The following is a 23464-nucleotide window of genomic DNA, read 5'->3' as shown; positions in this document are numbered from 1 at the left end:
ATAGCTACTCGATATGACAAGCTCAAAAGAAATTATCAAAGTTCTGTTGCTTTAGCCTGTATATTTTTATGGCTACCTTTATAGGGTTAATTATGAACAGTAAATGTCAACAGACCCTAATAGTTATAAAAAAAAAGCCTGACATCGGTCAGGCTTTTGTATATCTGCTTAAAATAAATTAGTTGGCACGAATCCAGGTCTGGTTACGACCCAATGCCGCTACGCCGATAAAACCACGTAGCTCAAGCTTCTTGCCACCGTCTGCTAGCTGGCCTTTCAACTTATAGGTTTTACCAGATTGCGGATCCAGGATCGAACCGCTGTCATAGCTAGTCCCGCCAGCATTTTTTAGACCTTTAACAATGGTCAGGCCTTTCAGAGATTTGTTGTGATATGGACCTTCACATTTCTTGCAGGCATTTTCTTCACCTGGAGTTAACACAGACTGAATACTGGCTGACAAAGTGCCGTTCTTTTGTTCAGTGAATTTAACCATGGCCTTAGGCTGCTTGGTTTTATCATCAATGGTTTTCCATACCGTGCCATTTAAAGGATCCGCGGCATTAGCCAGTGCAGATAAGCCTAGTAGTCCTAACGTAAGCGCTATTTTTTTCATTTTTCTTCATTTCCTTAGTCTGAAAATAGACCCATGTAGTATTAAAAAGTCACAACAATTTTTCAATTTTTAGCTGTGACTATTTAGTGTAACCTTGTAAATATGGTTGGTAAATAATCTACACGATCAATAAAAGCACAAAAAGATGGAAGGAAGATGAAGATAAGCCCGCTAACGAAACAATTAATTACAGAAAGCTTTTTAAAAACGGCCATTCGTGCCCCGAGCAGATTCAGTCTTCCACCGAGTTCAATGCGCATTGCTCTGGAACAGATGTGCAAACTTTTCCCTCAGGATAAAACGGTAAAGATTCGCTCGCTCCGACTGGCCGGACTGCGCGCGGAAGAAATTAAGCCGCAGCAGGAATCGACCCAGCTGATTTTTCATATTCATGGCGGCGCATTTTACTTAGGTTCTTTAAATACCCATCGCGCCTTTATGACTCAAATTGCGGCTCGAACCCAGATGCAGGTACTGCATGTCGATTATCCGCTATCACCTGAATCTGCCTATCCAGAAGCATTAGAAGCCTTGTTTGATGTCTATAATCTGCTGCTGGATCAAGGTGTTCAGGCCAAAGATATTATTCTGTCCGGCGATTCTTGCGGTGCCAATCTGGCCTTGGCGCTGGCACTCAAAATACAGCAGGAAAGTCTGCCACAGGTCAGCGGTCTGATTCTGCTGTCTCCACTGCTGGATTTAACGTTGACCAGTGAATCTTTACGTTATAACCAGAAGCATGATGCCCTGCTGTCTCTGGAAACGGTTCAAACCGGGATTGAATATTATGTGCCGCGTTCGATTGATCGTGGTGATCCGGAAGTTTCTCCTTTTTTTGCCGATTTAACCGGTTTGCCACCGATTCATATTCAGGTAGGTTCCAAGGAAATTCTGCTGGATGATGCTAGCCGTTTTAAAGAAAAAGCGGAACAGACGGGTGTCGAGGTCGAATTTAAACTGTATACCGGCATGTGGCACAACTTCCAGATGTTCAGTGCCTGGTTCGATGAAGCCAAGCAGGCCCTGACCGATCTTGCAGAATTTGCCCATCGTCTGGACCGAGATTAACCATAATTCAATGCATAAAAAAGGTCAGCCGTAGCTGACCTTTGAAAAGAGGTTTTAGATTTTTAAATGGCCTGAACCTGCTGCAATGCAGTTTGCAATGCTTGGGCTTTAACCGCTTCGCCCATGTTCACCCCTTCAGCACGAATCACTTCGATATCATTCACGCCGGTAAAGTTAAATACGGTTTTCAGGAAAGCCTCCTGAAAATCAGCCGGACTTTGCTCGCCATACACACCACCACGGCTGCTGGCGATATACACTCTCTTATTGCCCGCCAAACCCACAGGACCTTGTTCGGTATATTTAAAGGTACGTCCCGCGACACAAATCCGGTCAATCCAGGCTTTTAAGGTCGATGGCAAACCGAAGTTATACATCGCTGCACCAATCACCACGATATCCGCCTGCAAATATTGCTCTAAAATTTCCTCGCCCAATCCCGTCTGTTCTGCATTCTGGCCCATTAAAATTTCGGCAGTAAGATGGGGAATAGGCTGTGCTGCCAGATCCAGGTACTCAACTTCAATGGCCTCAGCATATTTTTGCTGCAATTGTTCCACCACGGCCTGAGTCAACTGACGCGAAATAGAAGCATCTCCTAAAATACTGGAATCAATCTGTAAAACTTTCATGGCTTCGCTCTTTATCTTTGGTTGTTTCTAACAATGCAGCCATTTTAACGATTGACCATATTGAAATAATTAGCACAAATAAAACACATCATCCTGAATTTAGAACAAAACTGTATGCCTCTTAACCTCTTTAATTTTGATTAGAACCCTTTGGTATAGCCTAGATCACTTATGCTATAGGCAAAGAATGAGCAGATCAGATATCAACTAAATCACAAAAATGTTTTAAATATTGTTGTTTATCAAGCATTCAAACTTATATTATCTTGTGTAAATAAAGCTATAAATATCCAATAAGTCTTAAAAAATCTGCCATAACAATTAAAGTCAGACCGGGACCATGAAGCGAATATCGCCTGTATTAGAAAAAGTGCTAAGACACAGAATCAAGAAATATCTGGTCGAAGATGAAGTCGTGATGAACTGGCGTATCCTGAAGAAATGCATCCTGATGCTGACTTTGGGATGCGGTGTACATCTGACCTGGCTCGGCTGGGATCTCTTTGTTTTATTCAATCCTGAGTATTGGCAATATGTACAGATTGAACGGGTTCATTCACAAGTCGTGCTGAACGGCAGTTTTTTATTGATTTTAGCCTTACTGATTTATCCTTGTTATAAATTTCAGGGCAACCGTCTGGTGGAACGTTATCTACCCTATCTGGCAGTCGGCACCTTTGTGGTTTCGCTATGCCGGGATGCCTATATTGTCGGCGTGATCAGTCCGGTCGCTACCACCGCTTACGTCTGCTTAATTATGGTCGGTCTGGTGCTGTTTCATCGCACGCTGGTGTATAGCATGCTGATTCCTGCCTCCATTTTTCTGGGCGGATGTGCCTATTTAAGTTTCAGTCATCAATTACCTTATTCACCGCTCTTTAATATCGATGACAAGCTTTTTTATAATGGTTTCTGGCTGTTATCGATGCTGTATTTCATTTTGCCAATTCTGGCCGTCTGCATGGTGTTATTCGAGATTCTGCTCAGTCAATGGCGTCATCGCGAGCAGCTGATCAAACAGCTGAGTCAGATTGATCCGCTCACCAACCTGTTTAACCGCCGTAGTATCAACCAATGTCTGGATAAACTGAATGCCGCAGCCACTCCCAATTATGCTTTAGTGCTATTAGATCTGGATCATTTCAAGAAAATTAATGATCACTATGGCCATCATAAGGGCGATGAAACCTTAGTTGAAGTGAGTGCTGTACTGAACCAGCAATTGCGCGAAAGTGATGTGGTCGGCCGTTTTGGCGGGGAAGAATTTATTTTGGTGCTTAAAAATACCAGTCTGGAAAAAGCCGAGCAAGTGGCTGAACGCTGTCGCATCGCCATTCAGCAATTGCAGATTTTCAGTGATGAGGGTGAGCTGATTCCGGTGACCGCCAGTTTCGGGATTGCCATTTCTAGCGCGGAATTACGCCCGCAGCAGTTATTGAGTCAGGCCGATCAGGCGCTTTATCAGGCTAAAGCCGGTGGGCGTAATCTGGTCAAAGCCTATGCTGAACCGGTGCCAGCACAGATGCAGGTCTCTTAAACGGGTTCAGCTTTTTAAGACTAGATTATGGATTTTCACTTTGAGCCAGCGCTTGCAGTTGTGCCAGCAATTCTCCCTCGCTAAAGGCACCGGTCAAACGCAAGCCACGAATTTCCTGCTGCTGCGCATTCAAGAATAAATACGTTGGCGGTCCCAGAATTTCCCATTGGTTTAACAGTGCTTGATGAGAGGCATTATATTGGCTTAAATCCAGCTTGATCAGGAAATATGGCGCAAGCGCCTGCTGCACCGCTGCAGATTTTAAAATACGATGTTCGATCGGCTGACAGGCGACACACCAGTCGGCGTAGACATCAATAATGATCTTTTGCCCTTGTGGTGCCTTGTTCAAAATCTGCTGAAATTCTGCTGCACTACGTGCCACATGCCAGTTGACTTCTGTACTCACCTGCTCCACAAAAAACCGCTGACTATGCTGATATTGGCTATAAGCAATATAAGGTACAGCCAGTACCAGACACAGGATATACAGCCATCTTAGACTCGTGCGATGCCAGAAAATCCGGAACAGCACATAGGCTACGAAGGTCATACCCAAAGCTAAGGATAACCATTGTAAAGCGGCTTCTGAAATTAGCGGCCGAATAAAATACAGGGCCAATGCCAGCATGATAAAGGCAAAGAGCACTTTAATCTGATTCATCCAGTGCCCGGCTTTAGGCAGAATCCGTGCACCCAGAATACTGGCCAGTAATAAAGGCGTGCCCATCCCAAAACCCAGAGTAAACAGCAACAGAGCGCCCTGCCACTGACTTTGCGTCTGGGAAATAAATAACAATGCACCTGCCAGTGGTGCGGTCATGCATGGTCCTACCAGAAGTGCCGAGATCATGCCCATGACACCGGCACTGACCAGACTCCCTCCCTGCTGCATGGCCTGCGCCCGGTCCAGACGATGAACCAGACGTTGCGGCAGTTTGATTTCAAACAGGCCAAACAGATTCAGGGCAAACAGGACAAACAGGATGCTAAATGCGATCAGGGTTCCCGGTTGCTGCAACCAGCGCTGGAAGTTCAGACCAGCTGAAGACGCAATTAAGCCGAGTACCGCATAGACAGTAGCCATACTGCTGACAAAAGTCAGTGCAATCATCCAGGCTTTCAGGCCTTTACTGTCACGTACGATCAGCGAGGTCAGAATTGGCAGCATCGGCAAGGAACACGGGGTGAAAGCCAGTAAAATTCCCAAGCCGAAGAACAGTAAAAGCCCATAGCCCAAAGAGCGCTCAAGCAACTGGGCTGACCATTTCTGGTCTTGTGCTGCATAAGGTTCGGTTTGTGTGTTGGCTGATGCAGAGATTTCATCTGCTGTAGATTCTGAGGAATCCACTGTATTAAACAGGGTATTGTGTTGCAGTGATGAAGTATTCAGATCAAGTAAACGCTTTGCTCCTGATCCGGCAGCTTCGAATTGCACTAGACCGGACAAATCGGTCTTGAACTGAATGGTTTGTGGCGGATAACAGATCCGGTCTTTGGCACAGCCCTGCCAGCTGACCTGATAGGATTGCCCTGCCTGAGTCGGAATTTGAAACTTTAACTGCTGATAATAAACCTGGGTATGTCCATAGTTATCATCATATAAATCTTCAGCGGGTGGCAACTCAAACGACACCGGTTGGTTGCCCTGCCGGACTTCAATTTTATGCTGATACAGATAATAGTTGTCTGGAATCTGCCAACTCAGTTCAGCCTGCTGCTGACTGGTGGAGATCACGCTCACAGGAAAAGCCTGCTCGGCAGACAACAATGCAGTTTCCGCCTGAGCAGGACTGCTGAACAAGGTGCTTCCCAAAATAACCAGGGCAAGCATTTTCCCCCAGGTCGGGAACTGCGAGTATTTCATCATCTGTGAGTTGAATAACTTAGAACAGCACAGAGAAACCTAGGCCTGAGAAGTAACTTCGATCTGCACCATCCAGATCTACACCGACATTCGCATCCAATTGGACACGGTCGTTTAAGGCATACATAACCCCGGTACCGAGCGCGTATTGATTATCGACACTTTCAGCTTTACGGTAAATCAGTTCAGAATAACCTGACCAGCGATCAGTAATGCGGTAGCCTAGAGAAGGAATCGCAGACACTGCCCAGTTGCTGTCCTGCCATTCATAACGCATGGTCAATGCGGTACTGACCAAGTCATTATATTGATACGACACGACAGAACCCAAGCTGTAAATATCTTCTTCATTAGTGAAACCGGCATTGCCTGTTGCAATGATGGCTTCGGCCAGCAAAGCCATACTGAGTTTGTCATCATCCAAATCAATGGCCTTTTTCAGACCAATACTAACATCGCCCAGACCATCATCTTCTTCGGTCTGGCCATTGGATTTCACTTGGGTCCAGGTCGGGCCAGCCCAACCTAAACGCAATTCCAGATCATCACTGAGTCCGGTACGTAACAACATATCTGCACTGAGTGTGGTCGCGGTCTGATCGCCCGACTTGCTATAACGCGCTGTAGGCAACCCTTGCTCCCAAGCGACATTTCCGACTGGCGTAATTCCAGTACTGAGACCCTCACCTGGTCGATCAAATTCAAAATCTGCTGCGAAAAGCTGTGCACTATAACCGGCCAGTGCAATCAAACCCAAGGTTTTTAATGTTGTCATGTTGGAGCTCTTTATTAAAATTTAACTGAGTTCTTTGGTCATTTTTGCGCCATGCTTGCGAAGCAGTTCTAGCGTCTGTTTTTCTTCATCCAAGGCTTCTGACCAGTTGATTTCATCAAAATCACAATCAAAGAATAGATCACTAATTGAAGATAAAATAGTCATGCCATCTTCATCTTTGCTATTTGGATCGACTTTTTCATCCAGTAAACGCTGTACAGCTGGCGCGCATGCGGCACTTGCGGCATCCCAGAGTGGACCATAAATTTCTTCTGCATCCCACAAATGCAGATTCACTTTGGCCTGGATCAGTTCTTCCAGAATCTGTAAATGTACCGCCAAACGTGCCTGTTTCTCCTCTTCTGAAAGTGGTGTTCCGGCTTCATACAGCTCACACACTTCTTCCCACCATTTAAACAGGCCATCTGACCAGACCGAAATCACCGGGCCTTTGTCATGATCAATAAAATTCGGGTTGAGTCCATCTGCCAGCAGCTGTTTGACCTGGTCCAGATTTAATTCTTCGAGTGCTTGCACAAAAAGTTGTTGTTGCGCAGTTAACATGATGGAGCTCACTTTGATTCGTTTTCGACTATTATGCCGAATAAAGCAGGATTTGTTGTGCTTCTCATAACTATATTTTTGTTTAATACGAAAAAAGCCCCGCAGGGCTTTTTCAAATCGGTTCGGCTTAGTCTTCGATATCCGCAGTATCTGTGTCTGCTAGTTCGAGAGCACCAAGACGAACATTGTCTTTTTTCTCGATCACATGTTCCAGACTACGTTTTAGTCGGTCAATTGCACCATGGATCGCAGTATCGACATTATGGCCACGATGATTGACTACGACAGGTTTCAAGCCTGCAGGACGCGCTTCAATCATACAACGAATATCGTCATCGCCGCCTTTGGCGCCATTTTCATCACTAAGATGGACTGAAAAATGGGTAATACGTTCGCTGTGGCGCTGGAATTCTTGATTTAATTCTTCCCGTACATAAGTAATTAAACGATCACTATTCTGAATGTGGTTATCGGTACGAAGTTCAATATTCATATATTACCATCCTCAATCTTTGTAACTTTTGAGTGCAAAATTTTTTATCTTGGCACGTTTGTAGCTTGCTGTTTCGCATCGCATTTCACTTCTTCAAATGATTGGAATCACACCCTCCATTTTGAATGATGAACACATTTTTGAGTCTGCAGAATCGTGTCCTTATATCTTGAATATCGGCTGTATCTTGGAAATATGCAAGTGATATTTTGGTTTTTTAGCAAAAGAATAATCCATTGTGACAACTGCTTACTCAGCTCAAAAATACAGGATTTTTCAAACGGAAATTTCACAACCTTTCACATGATTTAATTTGAAATAATTTTTTAGCCAGACCGATAAATCGCTTAAATAACACTCGACCAGGAAACCTAAAAAAGGAGGAATTAAAAGTATTTTTTATCGAAATTAGCTCACTTTTACCTAATAATTTATCTTATAAGATCAGCGCCTAGTCAGCCTTACAGTCCTGAATAGATCATTTGCTTTATCATTATTTAGTTGCTTTTGCATAACCGGGAAAAATACTCTTTCGTCATTTTAAAATAACAACCTGCAAAATAATTTTTTATTGAAATATAAGACCGTTCAATCTCACTTGAAGAGGCTGAGAACAGGCTTATAAAACGACGGTCATTTGAGATTTTCAAACTAACCTCATTACACAAACAGAACAAAGCTGTTCAGCCTCAGGCCCAAATTAATTACTAAACAATCTGTATATCCCCCCCTATTTTTTACTGATTTTGTAAGTTAATCATCGTAAATTGAAGTGATTTTATATTTTTAGTTATACATTCAGTCTTTTAAGGCACTACATATTCAACTTTATTTAAAAAATAATAATTTAGAGAAGTATCAGCGAAAGGCAATGAAAACTGAGGAAGATGATCGTCTTCATTCAACTCATGGGGGCTGAAATATATTTAAGTCAGCGATCACTTTTAACTTTATTTTTACTTATTAATCTGTATGCTTATTCTGCTTTCTCGGGGGGATAGATTTAAATGAAATTTACACAACTTGCGGCACTTTGTGCATTGGCTTCAACTGCAGCATTTGCTCAAGCAAAACCAGTTTGGCAGGACTTTAGCGTTACAGGTCTTTATGGTGAAAACTATGAAGTTGTAGACGATCAGCAAACTACTTTAACTGTTGAATATGCTGCAAAAGTTAAATATGCAGATGTATTCTTCTTTATGGATCGTCTGCGCGGTGGCGATGATGTTAAAAGTACGTACTTTGAGTTATCACCACGTTTAAGCTTAAGCGAAGTTACAGGCCAAAAACTTGCCTTTGGTCCAGTGAAAGATGTGCTTATTTCAACAACGTGGGAAGGTTCAGATAATGCTGATAACTTCCTATATGGCGTGGGCTTTGACCTTGATATCCCATACTTTCAATATGCAAGCTTAAATCTTTATCGTGCAAACAATGAAAAAGTGTTTGGCAATAAAGACGATTATCAAATGACGCTTACCTATGGTGTGCCATTTAAACTGGGTGCTGAAGATTTTCTTGTAGATGGCTTCCTTGATTGGTCAACTGCTGAAAAAGACGCTCAAGCAAGCGAGTTAAACTGGACTACACAGTGGAAATGGAATGCGGGCAAACACATTTCTCCAGATACCCGTTTATACCTCGGTGTTGAACATTCAGTGTGGAACAATAAGTTTGGTCTTAAAAATCAAGATGAAAACAATGTCAGCGCACTTGTGAAATATCATTTCTAATTGATGTATGATCGAAAGCAGAACTCCGGTTCTGCTTTTTTTAAACTGTGATTTCAGCTCACCTCTACTAGAACAAGAATATGCCTGATTTTGATATTCGACCTGCGACCGAACATGATCTTGAAACCATCCTCAAGATTTATAATCAGGAAGTACTCTATGGTACTGCGACCTGGAACAGAACAGCCTTTGATTTGAACTATTTCAAAATCTGGTTTAAGCAGCTTAAAAATCAGAATTTCCCGGTTTTTGTGGTTGAAGATACGCGAAATCAGGTCATTGCTGGCTATGCCTGTTATGATCAGTTTCGCAGTATTCAGGGCTTTCAACAGACGGTCGAACATTCCATCTTTTTAAATCCGGATTATGCAGGGCAAGGTTTGGGTTCTCAATTATTGCAGTATTTAATTGAACAGGCTCAAGTACAGAAACTGCATATCATGGTCGCGGCGATTGATTCTGAAAACACTTCATCGATTCGTCTGCATGAAAAACTGGGTTTCGTTCAAACTGCCTATATGCCGCAAGTCGGACAGAAGTTTGGGCAATGGCGTGATTTGGTCCTCTTGCAACTGAATCTGGATCGAGCTTGATTCATTCTTAGTTTAAAGCTATTCCAGAACTGCTTTCTGGACACTCCTTTTCAGCTTTTTAATATTTGGCCATCACGATATTTTGTTGTTATCCAGTTTAATAAGCACAAGTTCTATTTACTTATACGAGCGGCTATGTTTTATTCAGCTCAAAATCATACTGAATAACACCATGTATAAATCTCTATTGTCTATTGGTCTTTTAAGTTTAAGTATGCTCACTTTTGCTGATTCAGACTTTGAAAAAGAGCTCCGTTCAGGCTGTAGCAAAGTGCAAAGCTATGCAAATAATGGCAAAAAATTCTACGACCAAAAACAATATCAAAAGGCCATAGCGCAATTTGAGCAACAAGCCGCATGGTCATCCTTTTGTGCGATGAATGTAGAAGACGGTGGTACAGCTTTTTCCGAACGCGATATCACCACGGCGTTTAATAATGTTGGCTTAAGTTATGCCAAGCTTGGAAAGCCGCAATGGGCACGCGCCTGGTTTTCCGTTTTTCCGAATACTAAAGCCAGCCAGTTCAATCTAAAACAGTTACCTGCACCAGAAAAACCGAAGAATTTTGCAGGAAAATATGTCCGCTATGCAGGTTTTGGTCAGTGGAATACGATGGAAGTTAAACCAGCTTCTAATGCCTACCAGATTGAGTTTAATGGACTCTATATGGGTTTACGCAGTCTGATTTATGGACCAAATATGGGAGAATTTTTAACCCGTATGTCGCTGAATAAAGCTCAGGCCAATTACAGCGTAGAAAATTGCAAAATTGATTTGAAATTTCAGTTTAACGCTCAAATTGGACAACAGATTGTAGTGAATAGCAACAATCCAATGTCTTGCGGTTTTGGCCATAATGTCTCGGCGGATGGCATGTATTTAAAGGTTGAGTGATTGCTGATTCAGCGATATCTTATTACCCTATAACAAACATAATATTCAAAATATTATAGGGAAAATATGGCTGATACGGGCAAAGCGATAGGCGGTGAATTTAGAACTGGACAATTTGGTATGTACTTCCTTTGGGATGAAAATACAGAAATCTAATCCCTCCATTATTCAAAAAAGAAAATTCCCCTCTCTCTTTAAGAGATGAGAAGCTCTGCTTCGTAAGAGGAGATTTAAAATCTAATCCCTCCAAACCTCCCTTTCTTACGCTTCGATATAAAGCAGTGCTTATATCTTGCTCAGGGAGGCTTTTTCCCTCTCCTTCTAGGAGAGGGTTAGGGAGAGGTAAATAAAGATAAGCCCTCACCCCCCACCTTCTCCCATAGGAGAAGGAGCTAAAAGCCTTAAATTGCCACCAACTCCCGAATGCCTTTCTCCGGCATTTCACTACCCACACCTTGCGCCACGACTTGGCCACGTGCCATCACGGTATATCCATCAGCAAGTTCTTCAGCAAAGTCATAAAACTGCTCAACCAGCACAATCGCCATCTCACCACCATCCGCCAGTTTACGAATGACCCGGCCAATGTCTTTAATAATGGATGGCTGAATACCTTCAGTCGGTTCATCCAAAATCAGCACACGCGGTTCAGAAGCAAGTGCTCGTGCAATGGCAAGCTGCTGCTGCTGACCACCAGACAAATCTCCGCCACGGCGATGCTTCATTTCATCCAACACAGGGAAAATTTCATAGAGATGCTCAGGCACTTTGCGTGTCTTTGCGCCTTTAAATTTCGCCATACCAATGAGGATGTTTTCCTCCACGGTTAAAGTTGAAAAAATATCTCGACCTTGGGGCACATAAGCCAGACCTGCACGGACACGCTGTTCAGGACTGAGTTTCGAAATGTCCTTGCCATCCAACAAAATCTGTCCGGATTTAATCGGTAAAATACCCATCAGACATTTAAGGAGCGTGGTTTTCCCCACCCCATTGCGTCCAAGCACCACCGAACATTCACCCACAGGTGCAGTCAATGACACATCACGTAAAATATGACTGCCACCATAAAATTGATTGACGTCTTTGACTTCTAACATCGCAAGCTCCTTAACGCCCTAAATACTTTTCAATGACATCTTCATTGGCTTGTACTTCTGCCAATGTGCCTTCTGCCAAAATTGCCCCTTGCGCCAGTACCGTGACTTTTTCACTAATGGTGTCAATGAAGCTCATGTCATGCTCGACCACAACGAGGGTGTGATTTTTCTTGAGTTCTAAACACAGCTCCGCCGTGCGTTCGGTTTCGGCATCGGTCATGCCTGCTACAGGTTCATCAAGCAAAATCAGTTTTGGACGTTGCATCAGCAACATACCGATTTCTAACCATTGCTTTTGACCATGTGACAGCAAGCCAGCAGGTTTATTAATGAACTCTTGCAGACGAATTTGAGTGAGGGATTCATCCAAGGCATTTTGTGCATCCGGATCAAGCTTGCTAAAGAGGCTTTTTTTCACACGTTTGTCTTTGGGTGCTGCTAGAAGCAGATTTTCCATGACGGTGAAATTTTCAAACACCGTCGGTTTTTGGAACTTACGCCCAATGCCTGCTTCGGCAATTTGTTCAGTGCTCATTTTGGCTAAATCGTAGTTTTGCCCAAAAAATGCTGTGCCTTCGGTTGGTCGCGTTTTACCGGTAATCACATCCATGAGGGTGGTTTTACCTGCCCCGTTCGGCCCGATGATGCAGCGTAATTCCCCTTCTTCAATGTAGAGCGACAAATCATTTAAGGCACGAAAAGCATCAAACCAGACGCTTACTTTTTCCAGATATAGCGCTATGCCGTGAGTAAAGTCTGCGCCTTGTTCTTTTGGACGACCATAGCCTTCAGAAGCATGACCACCATGCGGTTGTAGGATTTCGCTCATTCGCTACGCTCCTTTTTAAAACGGTCAAACAGACCAATAATGCCTTTTGGCAGGAAGATGGTCACTACAATAAATAACGTACCCAAAATCAACAGCCATGCTTCAGGATAAGCCGAAGTAAAATAGGTTTTTACTCCATTGATTAAGCCTGCCCCAATCAATGGACCAATCAGCGTGCCACGACCACCCGCTGCCACCCACACCGCCATTTCAATCGAGTTCACCGGGTTCATTTCACTTGGGTTAATAATGCCGGCTTGTGGCACATACAGTGCCCCTGCAATGCCTGCAATCACCGCAGATAGCACCCATGCCGAGAGCTTGTACCACAAGGTACGGTAGCCCAAATATTGCAGACGGTTTTCGCTGTCACGAATTGCACCGAGTACACGGCCATACGGTTTATTCATCAAATGACGTAAACCAATAAAGCACAGCAACAATACCAAAGCGGTGATAAAGCACAAACTTGCCCGCATCGATGCCGAGGTAATGTCCATACCTAAAATAGTTTTAAAACCGGTAAAGCCGTTGTTGCCACCAAAGCCGGTTTCATTACGGAAGAAAAGTAATGCAGCAGCAAAAGTCATAGCTTGGGTAATAATCGAGAAATACACGCCCTTAATTTTCGAGCGAAAAGCAAAGAAACCAAAAATAAAGGCAATGATGCCCGGTACTAACACCACAAGGGCAAGTGACCAAAGGAAGTATTCAGTCCCCACCCAAAACCATGGCACTTCCGTCCAACTCAGGAAGCGCATAAAGTCAGGAATACCATCCCCTGCAGACTGGCGCATCAGGTACATGCCAAAGGCATAACCGCCAAGGGCAAAGTACAAACCATGCCCCAAACTTAAAATGCCGGCATAACCCCACACTAAATCGAGTGCCAAAGCGACCAAGGCCAAGCACATGATTTTGCCAATCAGGGTGACCCAATACGCAGATAAATGCAGGGTTGAATCGGCAGGTAACAGGTGTAACCATGGCAATGCCAATAAAATGGCAAAGCACACGGCAATCGCAATGCCACTATGCGGTTTGTCGGATAATAATTGTGTGATCTTCATGTGCTTACTCCACAAAACGGCCTTTGATGGCAAACAAACCTTGTGGACGTTTCTGAATAAACAAAATCACAAGCACCAAGAGAATAATTTTTGCCAGTACCGCACCAATGCCAATTTCCAAGGCTGTACCGCTAATACCCAGACCAAGCGCTGCAAGGACTGCACCCCACACCTGACCTACACCACCGACTACTACAACCAAGAAGGCATCAATAATATAGTTTTGCCCTAAATCCGGCCCGACGTTACCGACTTGTGCCAAAGCACATCCGGCTAGTCCTGCAAGACCTGAACCTAAACCAAAGGCCATCATGTCGATACGGCTTGAACGAATACCGACTGCTCGCGCCATTTGACGGTTTTGCGTCACCGCACGTACAAACAAGCCAAAACGGGTTTTATTCAGTAGGTAAACCAACAACAAAAGCACTGCAATAGTAAAGACAATAATCGCAATACGGTTATAGGGCAGCATCAAGCTTGGAGTAATCGAGATCCCGCCTGACAGCCAGGAAATGTTAGAAACTTCGACATTTTGCGCACCAAAAGTCATGCGTACCAATTGCATCAGAATCAGGCTGACCCCAAAGGTTGCAAGCAAGGTTTCAAGTTGACGACCGTATAATGGACGAATCACGGTACGTTCAATCAACATACCGATCAGTCCACTCACCAAGAATGCCGCAGGAATAGCGGCGATTAAGTACCACTCGACATAGCTACCCAAATAGCTTTTAAACAGACTTTGCACCACATAAGTAGTATAGGCGCCAATCATAATGAGCTCACCATGCGCCATATTGATGACACCGAGCAAACCATAAGTAATGGCTAAACCGAGTGCTGCAAGCAGTAAAATACTCGCAGTACTCAGCCCTGAAAATAAATGCCCAGTCCATTCACTGGCTTGAATCCGGGTTTTAATACTGCTTTTCGCTTCAAGCAAAGCCGCTTTCAGCTCAGAATGGATATTCGGCTGTGTCAGCTCATTGTCGATCATCGCCAAGACATCGGGACGATTGGAGTCTTGCAAGGCTTTCGCCGCTTGAATTTTAACTAAGACATCTGCATCTTGATAATCCAGACGCGCTTTAAGCTGGGCCAAACGGGCTTTGACTTTGTTATTTTGTTCGTTCAAATACAGGGCATTGATGTGAGCAACATTCAGCTCTGCCAAGTTGCTTTCATAAATATCAATCGCTTCTAAACGCTCGGAAGCATCTTCAGATTTGAGTTTTCTTTGTGCCAAACCAAAGTTGAGCGCTTTACGCAAGGTATTCACCAAAGTCACTTGTGATAAGTCACTCGGCCAATCTGCAACGATGCCTAGACTCGGATAGCTGAGTAATTTTTCGTCCGATTCTAAAATATAGGTTTGACCATTAGCCCCACTATAAAGCTGCTCGTTTTCAACATATTCTGCAAGCTGATCTAACTGCTCAATACTGCCCGGCCATTGCTTCAGTAAAGCACGGCGCTGGGCAAAATCACCTTGCACAAATTGCTGGATTGCATCTTGTTGTATTGCTGCAGTCAATGCAGTGCTATTTGAGGATTGTTCTGCTGATACCAGTTGTACACAAATAACCTGTACAAATACCAGAAAAATAGCGGCGATATTCACGCGAATATTCATTATATTCACCCCTATTCCATTGGAAATTTTCCGTGGAGAGTAAGAAAAAAATCAGAGGACACCTGCCACGGCTGTGGCAGGCAAAAGATAGCTGTTATTTCGGAATGTACGGGCTCCAAGGCTGTGCCTGGATGGCTTGTGGCGTTTTATAGACCACATCAAACTGTCCATCGCCACGAATCTGACCAATCATGACTGGCTTGTGTAAGTGGTGATTCGTCGCATCCATTTTTAAGGTATAGCCCGATGGGGCTTTGAATTCCTGACCTGCCATCGCTTCACGGACTTTATCGACCTCTGTAGAACCTGCTTTTTCAACGGCTTGCTTCCACATGTTAATCCCGACATAAGTTGCTTCCATTGGGTCATTGGTCACGAGCTTGTCTGCATTCGGCAGTTTGAATTCCACTGCATACTGCTTCATTTTGTTGGTAAATTCTGTATTGACCGGATTCTTCACTGACATGAAATAGTTCCATGACGCCAAATGACCGACCAATGGCTTGGTGTCAATACCACGCAGTTCTTCTTCACCCACCGAGAACGCCATGACGGGAATATCAGAGGCTTTAATGCCCTGATTACCCAATTCACGATAGAACGGCACATTCGAGTCGCCATTGATGGTCGAGATCACCGCAGTCTTTTTACCAGCTGCGAATTTTTTCACATTGCCGACAATGGTTTGATAGTTGCTATGACCAAATGGCGTGTACTCTTCCATGATGTCCGCATCAGCCACGCCTTTAGACTTTAAAAAAGCACGTAAAATCTGGTTGGTGGTACGTGGGTAAACATAGTCTGTACCGAGCAGAACAAAACGCTCCGCTTTACCGCCCTCTTCACTCATCAAGTATTCCACGGCTGGAATGGCTTGCTGGTTAGGCGCAGCACCAGTATAAAAAATATTTTTGGATTGTTCCTGGCCTTCGTACTGTACGGGATAGAACAATAAGCCATTCAGCTCTTCAACCACTGGTAAGACAGATTTACGTGACACCGACGTCCATGCACCGAAAATTACCGCGACTTTGTCTTGGGTAATCAGCTGACGTGCTTGCTCTGCAAACAGTGGCCAGTCAGATGCTGGATCGACCACCACAGGTTCCAGTTTTTTACCCAGTACCCCACCATTATCATTGATTTCCTTAATCGCCATTAAGGCCGTATCTTTCAGTGAGGTCTCAGAAATTGCCATCGTGCCTGACAATGAATGCAGGATCCCGACTTTAATCGTGTCGCCGCTGTCTGCGACTTTGCTTTCTGCGCCCGGGGCTTCTGCTTTTTCAGCAGATTTTGAACACCCCGTTAATGCAACAGCCCCTGCCATGGTTGCGGCTAAAATACTTTTTGAAAATAAATTGCGTTGGAACATCAGATTTTTCTCCAAACTTTATAATGGTGCATTTTTCATGCTTGTCTTGTTGTACATCTGGATGGAGTGATTCAATTTCTGTGCCAAGGCTTCAAAAAATAAAAAAATTCACTTTAACTGATCTCATTATTTGTATTATGAATCATGTATTTAGTCATACTAAAAAGACTTAAAGCCCTATTGCAATGTAGAACTCAGACTCAACTTTAAATAAGTTGCATAAAGACCAATCAAAATATGCCAAAACTAAGATAGAAGATGATGTACAAATAAAGTGCAGCACCTTGAATATTTTTTGCACTGTTTTAAAACAAAAAATCCCGCGCTTGCGGGATTTTTTACTGCTTAAATTCGATAGTTTAAACCACCAAATCTGCCAGATTACCTTTTTGCTCCAACCAGTCTTTGCGGTCACTGGCACGCTTTTTCGCCAAAAGTTTATCCAGTAACCCTGCGGTATGATGAGCATCATCCAGATCCAGTTGCACCAGACGACGCGTGTTTGGATCAAGCGTGGTTTCACGTAACTGACTGGCATTCATCTCGCCCAGACCCTTGAATCGGGTGATTTGCGGATTCTTGGTTTTGCATTTTTTCAGGATGCTATTCAGCTCATCTTCATCCAAAGCGTAGTGCACATCTTTATTGTCATCAATACGGAATAATGGCGGCATCGCTACAAATAAATGCCCTTCCTCGACCAGTGTAGGAAAATGCTTTACAAACAAGGCACACAGCAAAGTCGCGATATGCAAACCATCCGAGTCGGCATCCGCCAGGATACAGACCTTGCCATAACGCAGTTCAGACAAGTCATCCGAACCCGGATCAACGCCAATGGCAATCGCAATATTGTGTACTTCCTGCGATGCTAGAACTTCGTCAGAAGAGACTTCCCAAGTATTCAGGATTTTTCCACGAATTGGCATAATCGCCTGGAAGTTCTTATCACGCGCCTGCTTGGCCGAACCACCCGCAGAATCCCCTTCCACAATAAACAGTTCTGACTGATCCAGATCATGGCCTACACAGTCCGACAGTTTCCCCGGCAAGGTTGGACCCGCGACAATTTTCTTACGTTCTACTTTTTTCGCTGCTTTGAGACGGCGACCGGCTTTGGAAATGGCCATTTCTGCCAGTTGCATGGCGATGTCAGAATTCTGGTTCAACCATAATGCAAAGGCATCTTTGGCAATATTCTGCACAATTCCAGCTGCTTCACGGCTCGATAGACGTTCTTTAGTCTGACCTGAGAATTGCGGCTCCTGAAATTTCAGCGACAGGATATAATTGACGCCGTCCCAGACATCTTCGGCAGAGAGTTTCATATTCCGCGGCAGCAAATTACGCAGTTCACAGAATTCACGCATCGCATCGGTGACGCCTGAACGCAGACCATTCACATGCGTTCCGCCTTGTGCGGTCGGAATCAGGTTGACATAAGATTCCTGGACGCTTTCACCCCCTTCGACATTCCAGCAAATTGCAAATTCTGCGCTGGCACGTTCCGCATCGCCTGTGGCAACAAACGCCGGTGCCGGAATAATTTCACGGTCTTCCAGCTCGTCCATCAAATAATCAACCAGACCATTTTCAAACTGCCAGGTAATCTTTTCATCATTGATCTGATCAACATAATTGATCTGTAAACCCGCCGCCAAAACAGCTTTGGCTTTGAGATTATGTTTTAACGCTTTTAAGGCAAATTTAGGCGAATCAAAATATTTGGCTTCAGGCCAGAATTGTACCGTAGTTCCTGATACCCGTTTCGGTGCCTTACCTGCCAGCACTTCAAGCGGTGCAACCGGTTCGCCATTTTCAAAGGCCATTTTATACAGATTGCCCTGACGCTGAACTTCAACCTCTACCCGGGTCGAAAGCGCATTGACCACTGAAATCCCGACGCCATGCAAACCACCGGAAAACTGGTAGTTATCGGTGCTGAACTTACCGCCGGCATGCAGTTTGGTCATGATAATTTCAATACCGCTCTGGCCGTATTCAGGGTGAATATCCACCGGCATCCCACGGCCATTGTCTTCGACTGATAAAGAACCATCTTTATAGACCGTGACGGTAATCTTGTTGGCATGTCCTGCCAGTGCCTCATCGACAGCATTATCAATCACTTCCTGTGCCAAATGGTTGGGACGAGAAGTATCGGTATACATGCCCGGACGACGACGGACCGGATCCAGACCAGATAAAACTTCAAGAGATTGAGCCGTATATTGAGACACGTTATTCGGTTTCCTTTTTTATGCAGTCCAATAAAAACTGTAAGACGAACGGAATTTTTTCCGCAAAATCATCCATCCCGTGACTGCCATGCGCTTCAGTCATCAGTATTGCAGGGGGATGCGCAGCACTATAATAACGATGTGCTTCACGATAATCCAAAACTTCATCACCTTGTTGCAGCAGAACCAGTATTTTGTCTGCATCTTGTGCAACAGGCAGGGCCAATTGCTGGAGTTGTACCAGATCTGCTTCATCCAGACACCATTTCGGATGAACCTGATAAGGCAGTTGCTCATCAAATAGTTCAAGAAACAGTTGCCATGGTCGCATTGCCGGATTGATCAGTACAGCAGGCACAGCATGCTGTGCGACCAGATGTGTCGCATAAAATCCGCCGAGACTGCTGCCCAGTAACGCCACATCATGCATCGATTCAATCAGGCCAGAAACATACGCAATGGCAGCGTTCGGTGACATGTTTAAATCGGGTAAATGTACCTGAATTTCAGGATACTTTGCACAGTAATGTTGCAGCAATTTCCCCTTGATCGAGTTCGAATTACTCTTAAAACCATGCAAATAAATGATATTCATGAACTACCAACAAAAAACCCATCAATCATCAAAATTTAATTTAAATAATGTGAAGTACACTACGTTATAAGACCAGTTAATTGCTTAAATTGTCTGACAAAAAAGCTCAAAATCTTCTCTCATTCTCGTTATTTTAAGCTGAGGCCCTCAAAATCAGGAAACTCAACAAGAAAAAGAATTTATACCGCGAAGTTCTTTAAAAAGAAAGATGGCACCACATGCGGCTCATTGAAAGGACAGGATCAGATGCCAAGTTTGACACCGTTACATGAAACCTATTGTCGATGGGATCGAACCCCGCCGAGTCAGGCCGATGTACTGGAAGGTCTGGCGCAGCTGGTAACGATGCGCTTTAACGATGTGATCCAGGAGCTGATCAAGAGTATTCAACGCGAAATTTTAATGAGTATTTTCGGTTTAAGTGAAAATAATTCAGAAAAAATTCAGAATATTCCTTCAATCGTGCGGCTCTATCAAATGTCTTATGACATGCTGTTTCATTACGGCAATACCCTGATTGCCCCTGCTTTGCGCCAGATTATTGAACGCTTTCCTAAACTGCATAATAAACCGCTGACACCTTCCTTGCATTTCCTGGTCAGTGTCTTAAATGGCATTATCGGGGATTATCTGCTGAAATATCAGAATCCTCTGGCCTTGCCGATGGTGATCTATGACTATTATGGCTCGCTGCAAAAAGGTGAGCTAAGCGGTCGTATTACTTTGTTTGTACATGGCTTATGCATGAACCATTTAGACTGGTCAAATCGCAAATATGAGGGCATTGGGGCAAAATTACTGGCGCAGCGTGACCGCAATACCATGCTCTATCTGAATTACAATACTGGACGCCGGATTTCTGCCAATGGTCGAAGTCTGGCGAATACCTTACAGGATCTGATTGCTCGCAATCCGAGAATTACCAGTATTGACCTGATCGGGCATAGCATGGGTGGTCTGGTCTCTCGTAGTGCGCTGTTTTATGGCAAGCAGAATGTCTATAGCTGGGTCAATATGGTGGAAAATCTGGTCTGTCTGGGTTCACCGCATCATGGTGCAGTACTGGAACGTTTTGGCTTTAGCTTGCAGGACAAACTTGGACATTTTCCACTGATCCGGCTGCTTGGCCATCTGGTCAATATTCGCAGTAACGGTATTCTGGATTTGCGCCATGGCAGCGTCCGGGATGATGACTGGGAGCATAATCCACTTCGGATCGGCTTTATGGATGATCACCGTAAACCTGCCCCGATTCCCTCTCATATCGACACCTATCTGGTCGCCGGCACCATCGAGTTTGAAAACCGCAAGAACAAGACCCTGCATGTGATTGGTGATTATCTGGTGAGTATTAAAAGTGCTTTGGGCGAGCATCCCAATCCGCGTTTCCAGCTCAAAGTCCCGGATGCACACAAGGCGATTTTTTATGGCCTGAACCATTTTGAAATTCAATATCATCCACTGGTGGCGGAACAGGTGGCGCGCTGGTTCTATCCAAGTGTAGAAGATAAGGCCTTTGATCAGATTCGTGAATATATGACGGATCTGGACAGTCTGGAAGGTATTGCCCTGACTTAACTCTCCGTACATTAAAAAGCCCTCCATTGAGGGCTTTTTAATAGGAACTTGATTAGTATTTATCTCTGAGTCGTTTAACCGGTGCCTTTTTATATTTACGCAGTAGTTGCCACAGGCTAATCAGCAATAAAATACTAAAGAAGATCAAAGACCAGACAGGCAAGGATTGACCCAAGAAGGTCCAGTCAATCGCGGCACATTCCCCTGAACCATTTAAGACCTGTTGCAGTACAGACTGCATCGGCAGGGTTTCCAGCCAGTATTCCAGACCGGGACCACAGCTCGGCACCTGATCCGGGGGCAGGTTCTGTAACCAGACATGACGCGCAGCCACGCCCACAGACCACAAAATACTGAGCGAACCCAGCAAGGCATATAGCCGCTTCATGAGATTAGATGCGGGATTATGCAGGAATGCGATCAGTGAGATGATCCCGAGTCCGATTAATCCGACACGCTGAAACACACAGAGCGGACAAGGCGCCAGACCTTGTACATGCTCAAGATATAAGGCAAATGCCATGCCGATGACAGCAGCCAGAAACAACATACCACTCACGAAGCGATAACCCCATTGCATGGTGAATCCCCTTATTTTTTATCGATATTGGGCTAAATAATCAGCAAAACTGATGCTGCTATCTTGCTCGAGTTGCTGTTGCTGCTGCAATGACTTTTGTGACATTTCTTCAAAATAAGCCAGTGTTTCCGGACTGAGCTGATGTTCTTCATAGACACTGCTGTGCTGCTGTGCCAGATGTTGGCCAAAATGCCACATCCCGCCCTGTTCACGCGTATCACCCACCACCAAGGCAGACAAGGTGGCATCGACTTCATCGACCCGGATCATCATGGTTTTTAATGCATCGGTATAGAGAGTACTGTCATAGGCCGAATTTAACAGCTTGGCCAAGGGATGCATGCGCTGCAAATGTATGGCACACCAATCCTCAATCGGATAAGACTGGCCATTTTCCATAATTGCGGCATTTGGCGCACGGCCACGGTTCACTACTTCGGCCTGATTCTGCTCAATAATATCCTGTTCATCACTGAGTAGTGCCGGACTATCTTGCAATAAACAGTACAAGGCTACCACTTCAAGGAAACCGGCCGTATCTTCATTAATGCCAATCGGGCTGTATGGATTGACATCGACTGCGCGCAGCTCGACATAGGCAATCCCACGATTTTCCAGTGCCTGTGACGGGGTTTCACCCGCGAGTGGCACCTGTTTCGGGCGCACTAAGCTGTAATATTCATTTTCGATTTGCAACACATGATCATTGATCTGGATCGGCTGGCCATTGGAATCATCTAATCCCAAACGACTAAACGGTTTATAGGGCGTTTTGACCGCTTTTTGCAGTCCGTCCAGATAGTCCTGCAAATTATTGTAGTGAATACCGAGCTGTTTCTGTGCAGAGTTTTGATAGCCAAAACGTCCCATACGTAGCGCAGTCGCATAAGGCGAATACAAGGTGCCTTTGACCAATGGCAGCAAGAAATGATCACGGCCAGTCATAAAGCACTGGCAGACCGCCGGACTGGCCCCGATCAGGAACATCACCAGTGGGGTCAGACGAATAAAGTTACGGATCAGGCCCATATAGCGATGACTGCGATAATCCTGCAAGCTCAATGCTTGCAGCGCCTCGTCCTGTTCCTGCTGTTGCAAGGCCTCGAACAGATGATCCGGGAAAGACAGGTTGTAATGCACACCTGAAATCGTCTGCATACGGCGGCCATAACGCACACCTAGACCATGACGATACAAGGTTTTAAATAAACCGATATTCGAGCTGCCATACTGTGCCAGCGGAATACTGTCATCGCGGCTGTCCAGCATACACGGCATCGACAAAGGCCAGAGCTTTTCATCATTTTCCAGATGACGATGGACAATCGCATGAATATCGCTGAGATAGTCCAGCGCTTTTTTAATACTGTCCTGTGGCGGAGTAATAAACTCCATCAATGCTTCAGAATAGTCCGTGGTGATATGTGGATGAGTCAAGGCTGAACCCAAGGCACGAGGATGCGCTGCCTGTGACAGGAAACCATCACTTTGCATACGTAAGCTTTCACGCTCGATACCACGCAACATGCCTTTGATGAGTGACGACTCGACCCAGGTCGGTAACACATTTTGGGAAGTCGATTCAGGTTGACTCATTACAATCTCGCTTAAGGGGGCTAAATTATTAAATTAAAATCATCGGTTTAATCAGTATAACGTGATTTCGTGCCGGCATATGACAGGCTGCC

General features: G+C 44.6%; 21 protein-coding genes and 1 pseudogene. 7 read left to right on the top strand and 15 right to left on the bottom strand.

What is annotated here, in order from left to right; translation table 11 throughout:
- Positions 1-103, top strand: a pseudogene (locus ACP7BU_RS13005) (IS5/IS1182 family transposase); the annotation flags it as partial.
- A 75-nt stretch (positions 104-178) separates the two neighbouring features.
- Here ACP7BU_RS13005 and ACP7BU_RS13000 read toward each other — a convergent pair.
- Positions 179-616 carry a DUF2147 domain-containing protein gene (locus ACP7BU_RS13000; RefSeq protein ID WP_005105342.1) on the bottom strand — a complete coding sequence of 146 codons (438 nt, stop codon included), beginning with the start codon at positions 614-616 and terminating at the stop codon, positions 179-181.
- A 156-nt stretch (positions 617-772) separates the two neighbouring features.
- Here ACP7BU_RS13000 and ACP7BU_RS12995 point away from each other — a divergent pair, with 156 nt between their 5' ends.
- Positions 773-1684, top strand: a complete 912-nt coding sequence (locus tag ACP7BU_RS12995; protein ID WP_425880057.1) for an alpha/beta hydrolase — start codon at positions 773-775, stop codon at positions 1682-1684.
- A 62-nt stretch (positions 1685-1746) separates the two neighbouring features.
- Here the strand turns inward: ACP7BU_RS12995 and ACP7BU_RS12990 are convergent, their stop codons facing one another.
- Positions 1747-2316: an FMN-dependent NADH-azoreductase gene (locus tag ACP7BU_RS12990; RefSeq protein WP_425880058.1), complete on the bottom strand. Its 570-nt coding sequence runs from the start codon at positions 2314-2316 to the stop codon at positions 1747-1749.
- A 340-nt stretch (positions 2317-2656) separates the two neighbouring features.
- On the opposite strand from ACP7BU_RS12990, the gene ACP7BU_RS12985 reads away from it, so the two are divergent.
- On the top strand, positions 2657-3853 hold the full coding sequence (locus ACP7BU_RS12985; RefSeq protein ID WP_425880059.1) for a GGDEF domain-containing protein: 1197 nt from the start codon (positions 2657-2659) through the stop codon (positions 3851-3853).
- A 25-nt stretch (positions 3854-3878) separates the two neighbouring features.
- Here the strand turns inward: ACP7BU_RS12985 and dsbD are convergent, their stop codons facing one another.
- The 4 genes from dsbD to ACP7BU_RS12965 form a co-directional block, all read right to left on the bottom strand.
- Positions 3879-5720: a protein-disulfide reductase DsbD gene (gene dsbD / locus ACP7BU_RS12980; protein ID WP_071850326.1), complete on the bottom strand. Its 1842-nt coding sequence runs from the start codon at positions 5718-5720 to the stop codon at positions 3879-3881.
- 19 nt (positions 5721-5739) lie between these two features.
- Positions 5740-6495: a transporter gene (locus ACP7BU_RS12975; RefSeq protein ID WP_425880060.1), complete on the bottom strand. Its 756-nt coding sequence runs from the start codon at positions 6493-6495 to the stop codon at positions 5740-5742.
- A 21-nt stretch (positions 6496-6516) separates the two neighbouring features.
- Positions 6517-7059: a hypothetical protein gene (locus ACP7BU_RS12970; protein WP_004647221.1), complete on the bottom strand. Its 543-nt coding sequence runs from the start codon at positions 7057-7059 to the stop codon at positions 6517-6519.
- Between the two features lie 127 nt (positions 7060-7186).
- Positions 7187-7552: an HPF/RaiA family ribosome-associated protein gene (locus ACP7BU_RS12965; RefSeq protein ID WP_005261539.1), complete on the bottom strand. Its 366-nt coding sequence runs from the start codon at positions 7550-7552 to the stop codon at positions 7187-7189.
- Between the two features lie 1007 nt (positions 7553-8559).
- On the opposite strand from ACP7BU_RS12965, the gene ACP7BU_RS12960 reads away from it, so the two are divergent.
- The 3 genes from ACP7BU_RS12960 (at position 8560) to ACP7BU_RS12950 (ending at position 10773) form a co-directional block, all read left to right on the top strand.
- Positions 8560-9285 carry an outer membrane protein OmpK gene (locus ACP7BU_RS12960; protein WP_005105335.1) on the top strand — a complete coding sequence of 242 codons (726 nt, stop codon included), beginning with the start codon at positions 8560-8562 and terminating at the stop codon, positions 9283-9285.
- 80 nt (positions 9286-9365) lie between these two features.
- Positions 9366-9878, top strand: a complete 513-nt coding sequence (locus ACP7BU_RS12955; protein WP_314101404.1) for a GNAT family N-acetyltransferase — start codon at positions 9366-9368, stop codon at positions 9876-9878.
- 172 nt (positions 9879-10050) lie between these two features.
- Entirely contained in the window at positions 10051-10773 is a 723-nt protein-coding gene (locus ACP7BU_RS12950; RefSeq protein ID WP_425880061.1) for a hypothetical protein, read from the top strand.
- A gap of 401 nt (positions 10774-11174) precedes the next feature.
- On the opposite strand, the gene urtE is transcribed toward ACP7BU_RS12950, so the two are convergent.
- The 7 genes from urtE to ACP7BU_RS12915 form a co-directional block, all read right to left on the bottom strand.
- Positions 11175-11873, bottom strand: coding sequence for an urea ABC transporter ATP-binding subunit UrtE (urtE, locus tag ACP7BU_RS12945; RefSeq protein WP_004729117.1), 699 nt, complete (start codon positions 11871-11873; stop codon positions 11175-11177).
- 10 nt (positions 11874-11883) lie between these two features.
- Positions 11884-12702: an urea ABC transporter ATP-binding protein UrtD gene (gene urtD / locus ACP7BU_RS12940; protein WP_425880062.1), complete on the bottom strand. Its 819-nt coding sequence runs from the start codon at positions 12700-12702 to the stop codon at positions 11884-11886.
- On the bottom strand, positions 12699-13772 hold the full coding sequence (gene urtC, locus ACP7BU_RS12935; protein ID WP_425880063.1) for an urea ABC transporter permease subunit UrtC: 1074 nt from the start codon (positions 13770-13772) through the stop codon (positions 12699-12701). Before urtC ends, urtD begins: the two co-directional genes overlap by 4 nt.
- A 4-nt stretch (positions 13773-13776) precedes the next feature.
- The gene (urtB, locus tag ACP7BU_RS12930; protein ID WP_425880064.1) at positions 13777-15408 is read right to left on the bottom strand and encodes an urea ABC transporter permease subunit UrtB; all 1632 of its coding nucleotides are present in this window, start codon (positions 15406-15408) and stop codon (positions 13777-13779) included.
- Between the two features lie 94 nt (positions 15409-15502).
- Positions 15503-16783, bottom strand: a complete 1281-nt coding sequence (urtA, locus tag ACP7BU_RS12925; protein ID WP_004729110.1) for an urea ABC transporter substrate-binding protein — start codon at positions 16781-16783, stop codon at positions 15503-15505.
- 359 nt (positions 16784-17142) lie between these two features.
- Entirely contained in the window at positions 17143-19023 is a 1881-nt protein-coding gene (gene parE, locus ACP7BU_RS12920) for a DNA topoisomerase IV subunit B (RefSeq protein WP_004281275.1), read from the bottom strand.
- Position 19024: 1 nt separating this feature from the next.
- The gene (locus ACP7BU_RS12915; RefSeq protein WP_425880065.1) at positions 19025-19618 is read right to left on the bottom strand and encodes a YqiA/YcfP family alpha/beta fold hydrolase; all 594 of its coding nucleotides are present in this window, start codon (positions 19616-19618) and stop codon (positions 19025-19027) included.
- A gap of 246 nt (positions 19619-19864) precedes the next feature.
- On the opposite strand from ACP7BU_RS12915, the gene ACP7BU_RS12910 reads away from it, so the two are divergent.
- Complete coding sequence (locus tag ACP7BU_RS12910) at positions 19865-21196, top strand: hypothetical protein (RefSeq protein WP_425880066.1); 1332 nt, start codon at positions 19865-19867, stop codon at positions 21194-21196.
- Positions 21197-21248: 52 nt separating this feature from the next.
- On the opposite strand, the gene ACP7BU_RS12905 is transcribed toward ACP7BU_RS12910, so the two are convergent.
- Together ACP7BU_RS12905 and gshA are read right to left on the bottom strand one after the other, a co-directional pair.
- Positions 21249-21776, bottom strand: a complete 528-nt coding sequence (locus ACP7BU_RS12905; protein WP_004281272.1) for a disulfide bond formation protein B — start codon at positions 21774-21776, stop codon at positions 21249-21251.
- A gap of 18 nt (positions 21777-21794) precedes the next feature.
- Positions 21795-23372: a glutamate--cysteine ligase gene (gene gshA / locus ACP7BU_RS12900; RefSeq protein ID WP_425880067.1), complete on the bottom strand. Its 1578-nt coding sequence runs from the start codon at positions 23370-23372 to the stop codon at positions 21795-21797.
- Between the last annotated feature and the right edge of the window lie 92 nt (positions 23373-23464).

This window comes from Acinetobacter sp. 40AMC3-4, from assembly GCF_049898185.1.
Classification (GTDB): Bacteria; Pseudomonadota; Gammaproteobacteria; order Pseudomonadales; family Moraxellaceae; genus Acinetobacter.
The sequence above is the reverse complement of the archived record's forward strand: the minus strand, read 5'-3'. Positions and strand labels throughout refer to the sequence as shown.

Excerpts from the sequence above, each read along its gene's own strand:
- ACP7BU_RS13000 (WP_005105342.1), bottom strand. The coding sequence starts at position 616 with ATGAAAAAAATAGCGCTTACGTTAGGACTACTAGGCTTATCTGCACTG.
- ACP7BU_RS12995 (WP_425880057.1), top strand. The coding sequence starts at position 773 with ATGAAGATAAGCCCGCTAACGAAACAATTAATTACAGAAAGCTTTTTA.
- ACP7BU_RS12990 (WP_425880058.1), bottom strand. The coding sequence starts at position 2,316 with ATGAAAGTTTTACAGATTGATTCCAGTATTTTAGGAGATGCTTCTATT.
- ACP7BU_RS12985 (WP_425880059.1), top strand. The coding sequence starts at position 2,657 with ATGAAGCGAATATCGCCTGTATTAGAAAAAGTGCTAAGACACAGAATC.
- dsbD (WP_071850326.1), bottom strand. The coding sequence starts at position 5,720 with ATGAAATACTCGCAGTTCCCGACCTGGGGGAAAATGCTTGCCCTGGTT.
- ACP7BU_RS12975 (WP_425880060.1), bottom strand. The coding sequence starts at position 6,495 with ATGACAACATTAAAAACCTTGGGTTTGATTGCACTGGCCGGTTATAGT.
- ACP7BU_RS12970 (WP_004647221.1), bottom strand. The coding sequence starts at position 7,059 with ATGTTAACTGCGCAACAACAACTTTTTGTGCAAGCACTCGAAGAATTA.
- ACP7BU_RS12965 (WP_005261539.1), bottom strand. The coding sequence starts at position 7,552 with ATGAATATTGAACTTCGTACCGATAACCACATTCAGAATAGTGATCGT.
- ACP7BU_RS12960 (WP_005105335.1), top strand. The coding sequence starts at position 8,560 with ATGAAATTTACACAACTTGCGGCACTTTGTGCATTGGCTTCAACTGCA.
- ACP7BU_RS12955 (WP_314101404.1), top strand. The coding sequence starts at position 9,366 with ATGCCTGATTTTGATATTCGACCTGCGACCGAACATGATCTTGAAACC.
- ACP7BU_RS12950 (WP_425880061.1), top strand. The coding sequence starts at position 10,051 with ATGTATAAATCTCTATTGTCTATTGGTCTTTTAAGTTTAAGTATGCTC.
- urtE (WP_004729117.1), bottom strand. The coding sequence starts at position 11,873 with ATGTTAGAAGTCAAAGACGTCAATCAATTTTATGGTGGCAGTCATATT.
- urtD (WP_425880062.1), bottom strand. The coding sequence starts at position 12,702 with ATGAGCGAAATCCTACAACCGCATGGTGGTCATGCTTCTGAAGGCTAT.
- urtC (WP_425880063.1), bottom strand. The coding sequence starts at position 13,772 with ATGAAGATCACACAATTATTATCCGACAAACCGCATAGTGGCATTGCG.
- urtB (WP_425880064.1), bottom strand. The coding sequence starts at position 15,408 with ATGAATATTCGCGTGAATATCGCCGCTATTTTTCTGGTATTTGTACAG.
- urtA (WP_004729110.1), bottom strand. The coding sequence starts at position 16,783 with ATGTTCCAACGCAATTTATTTTCAAAAAGTATTTTAGCCGCAACCATG.
- ACP7BU_RS12915 (WP_425880065.1), bottom strand. The coding sequence starts at position 19,618 with ATGAATATCATTTATTTGCATGGTTTTAAGAGTAATTCGAACTCGATC.
- ACP7BU_RS12910 (WP_425880066.1), top strand. The coding sequence starts at position 19,865 with ATGCCAAGTTTGACACCGTTACATGAAACCTATTGTCGATGGGATCGA.
- ACP7BU_RS12905 (WP_004281272.1), bottom strand. The coding sequence starts at position 21,776 with ATGCAATGGGGTTATCGCTTCGTGAGTGGTATGTTGTTTCTGGCTGCT.
- gshA (WP_425880067.1), bottom strand. The coding sequence starts at position 23,372 with ATGAGTCAACCTGAATCGACTTCCCAAAATGTGTTACCGACCTGGGTC.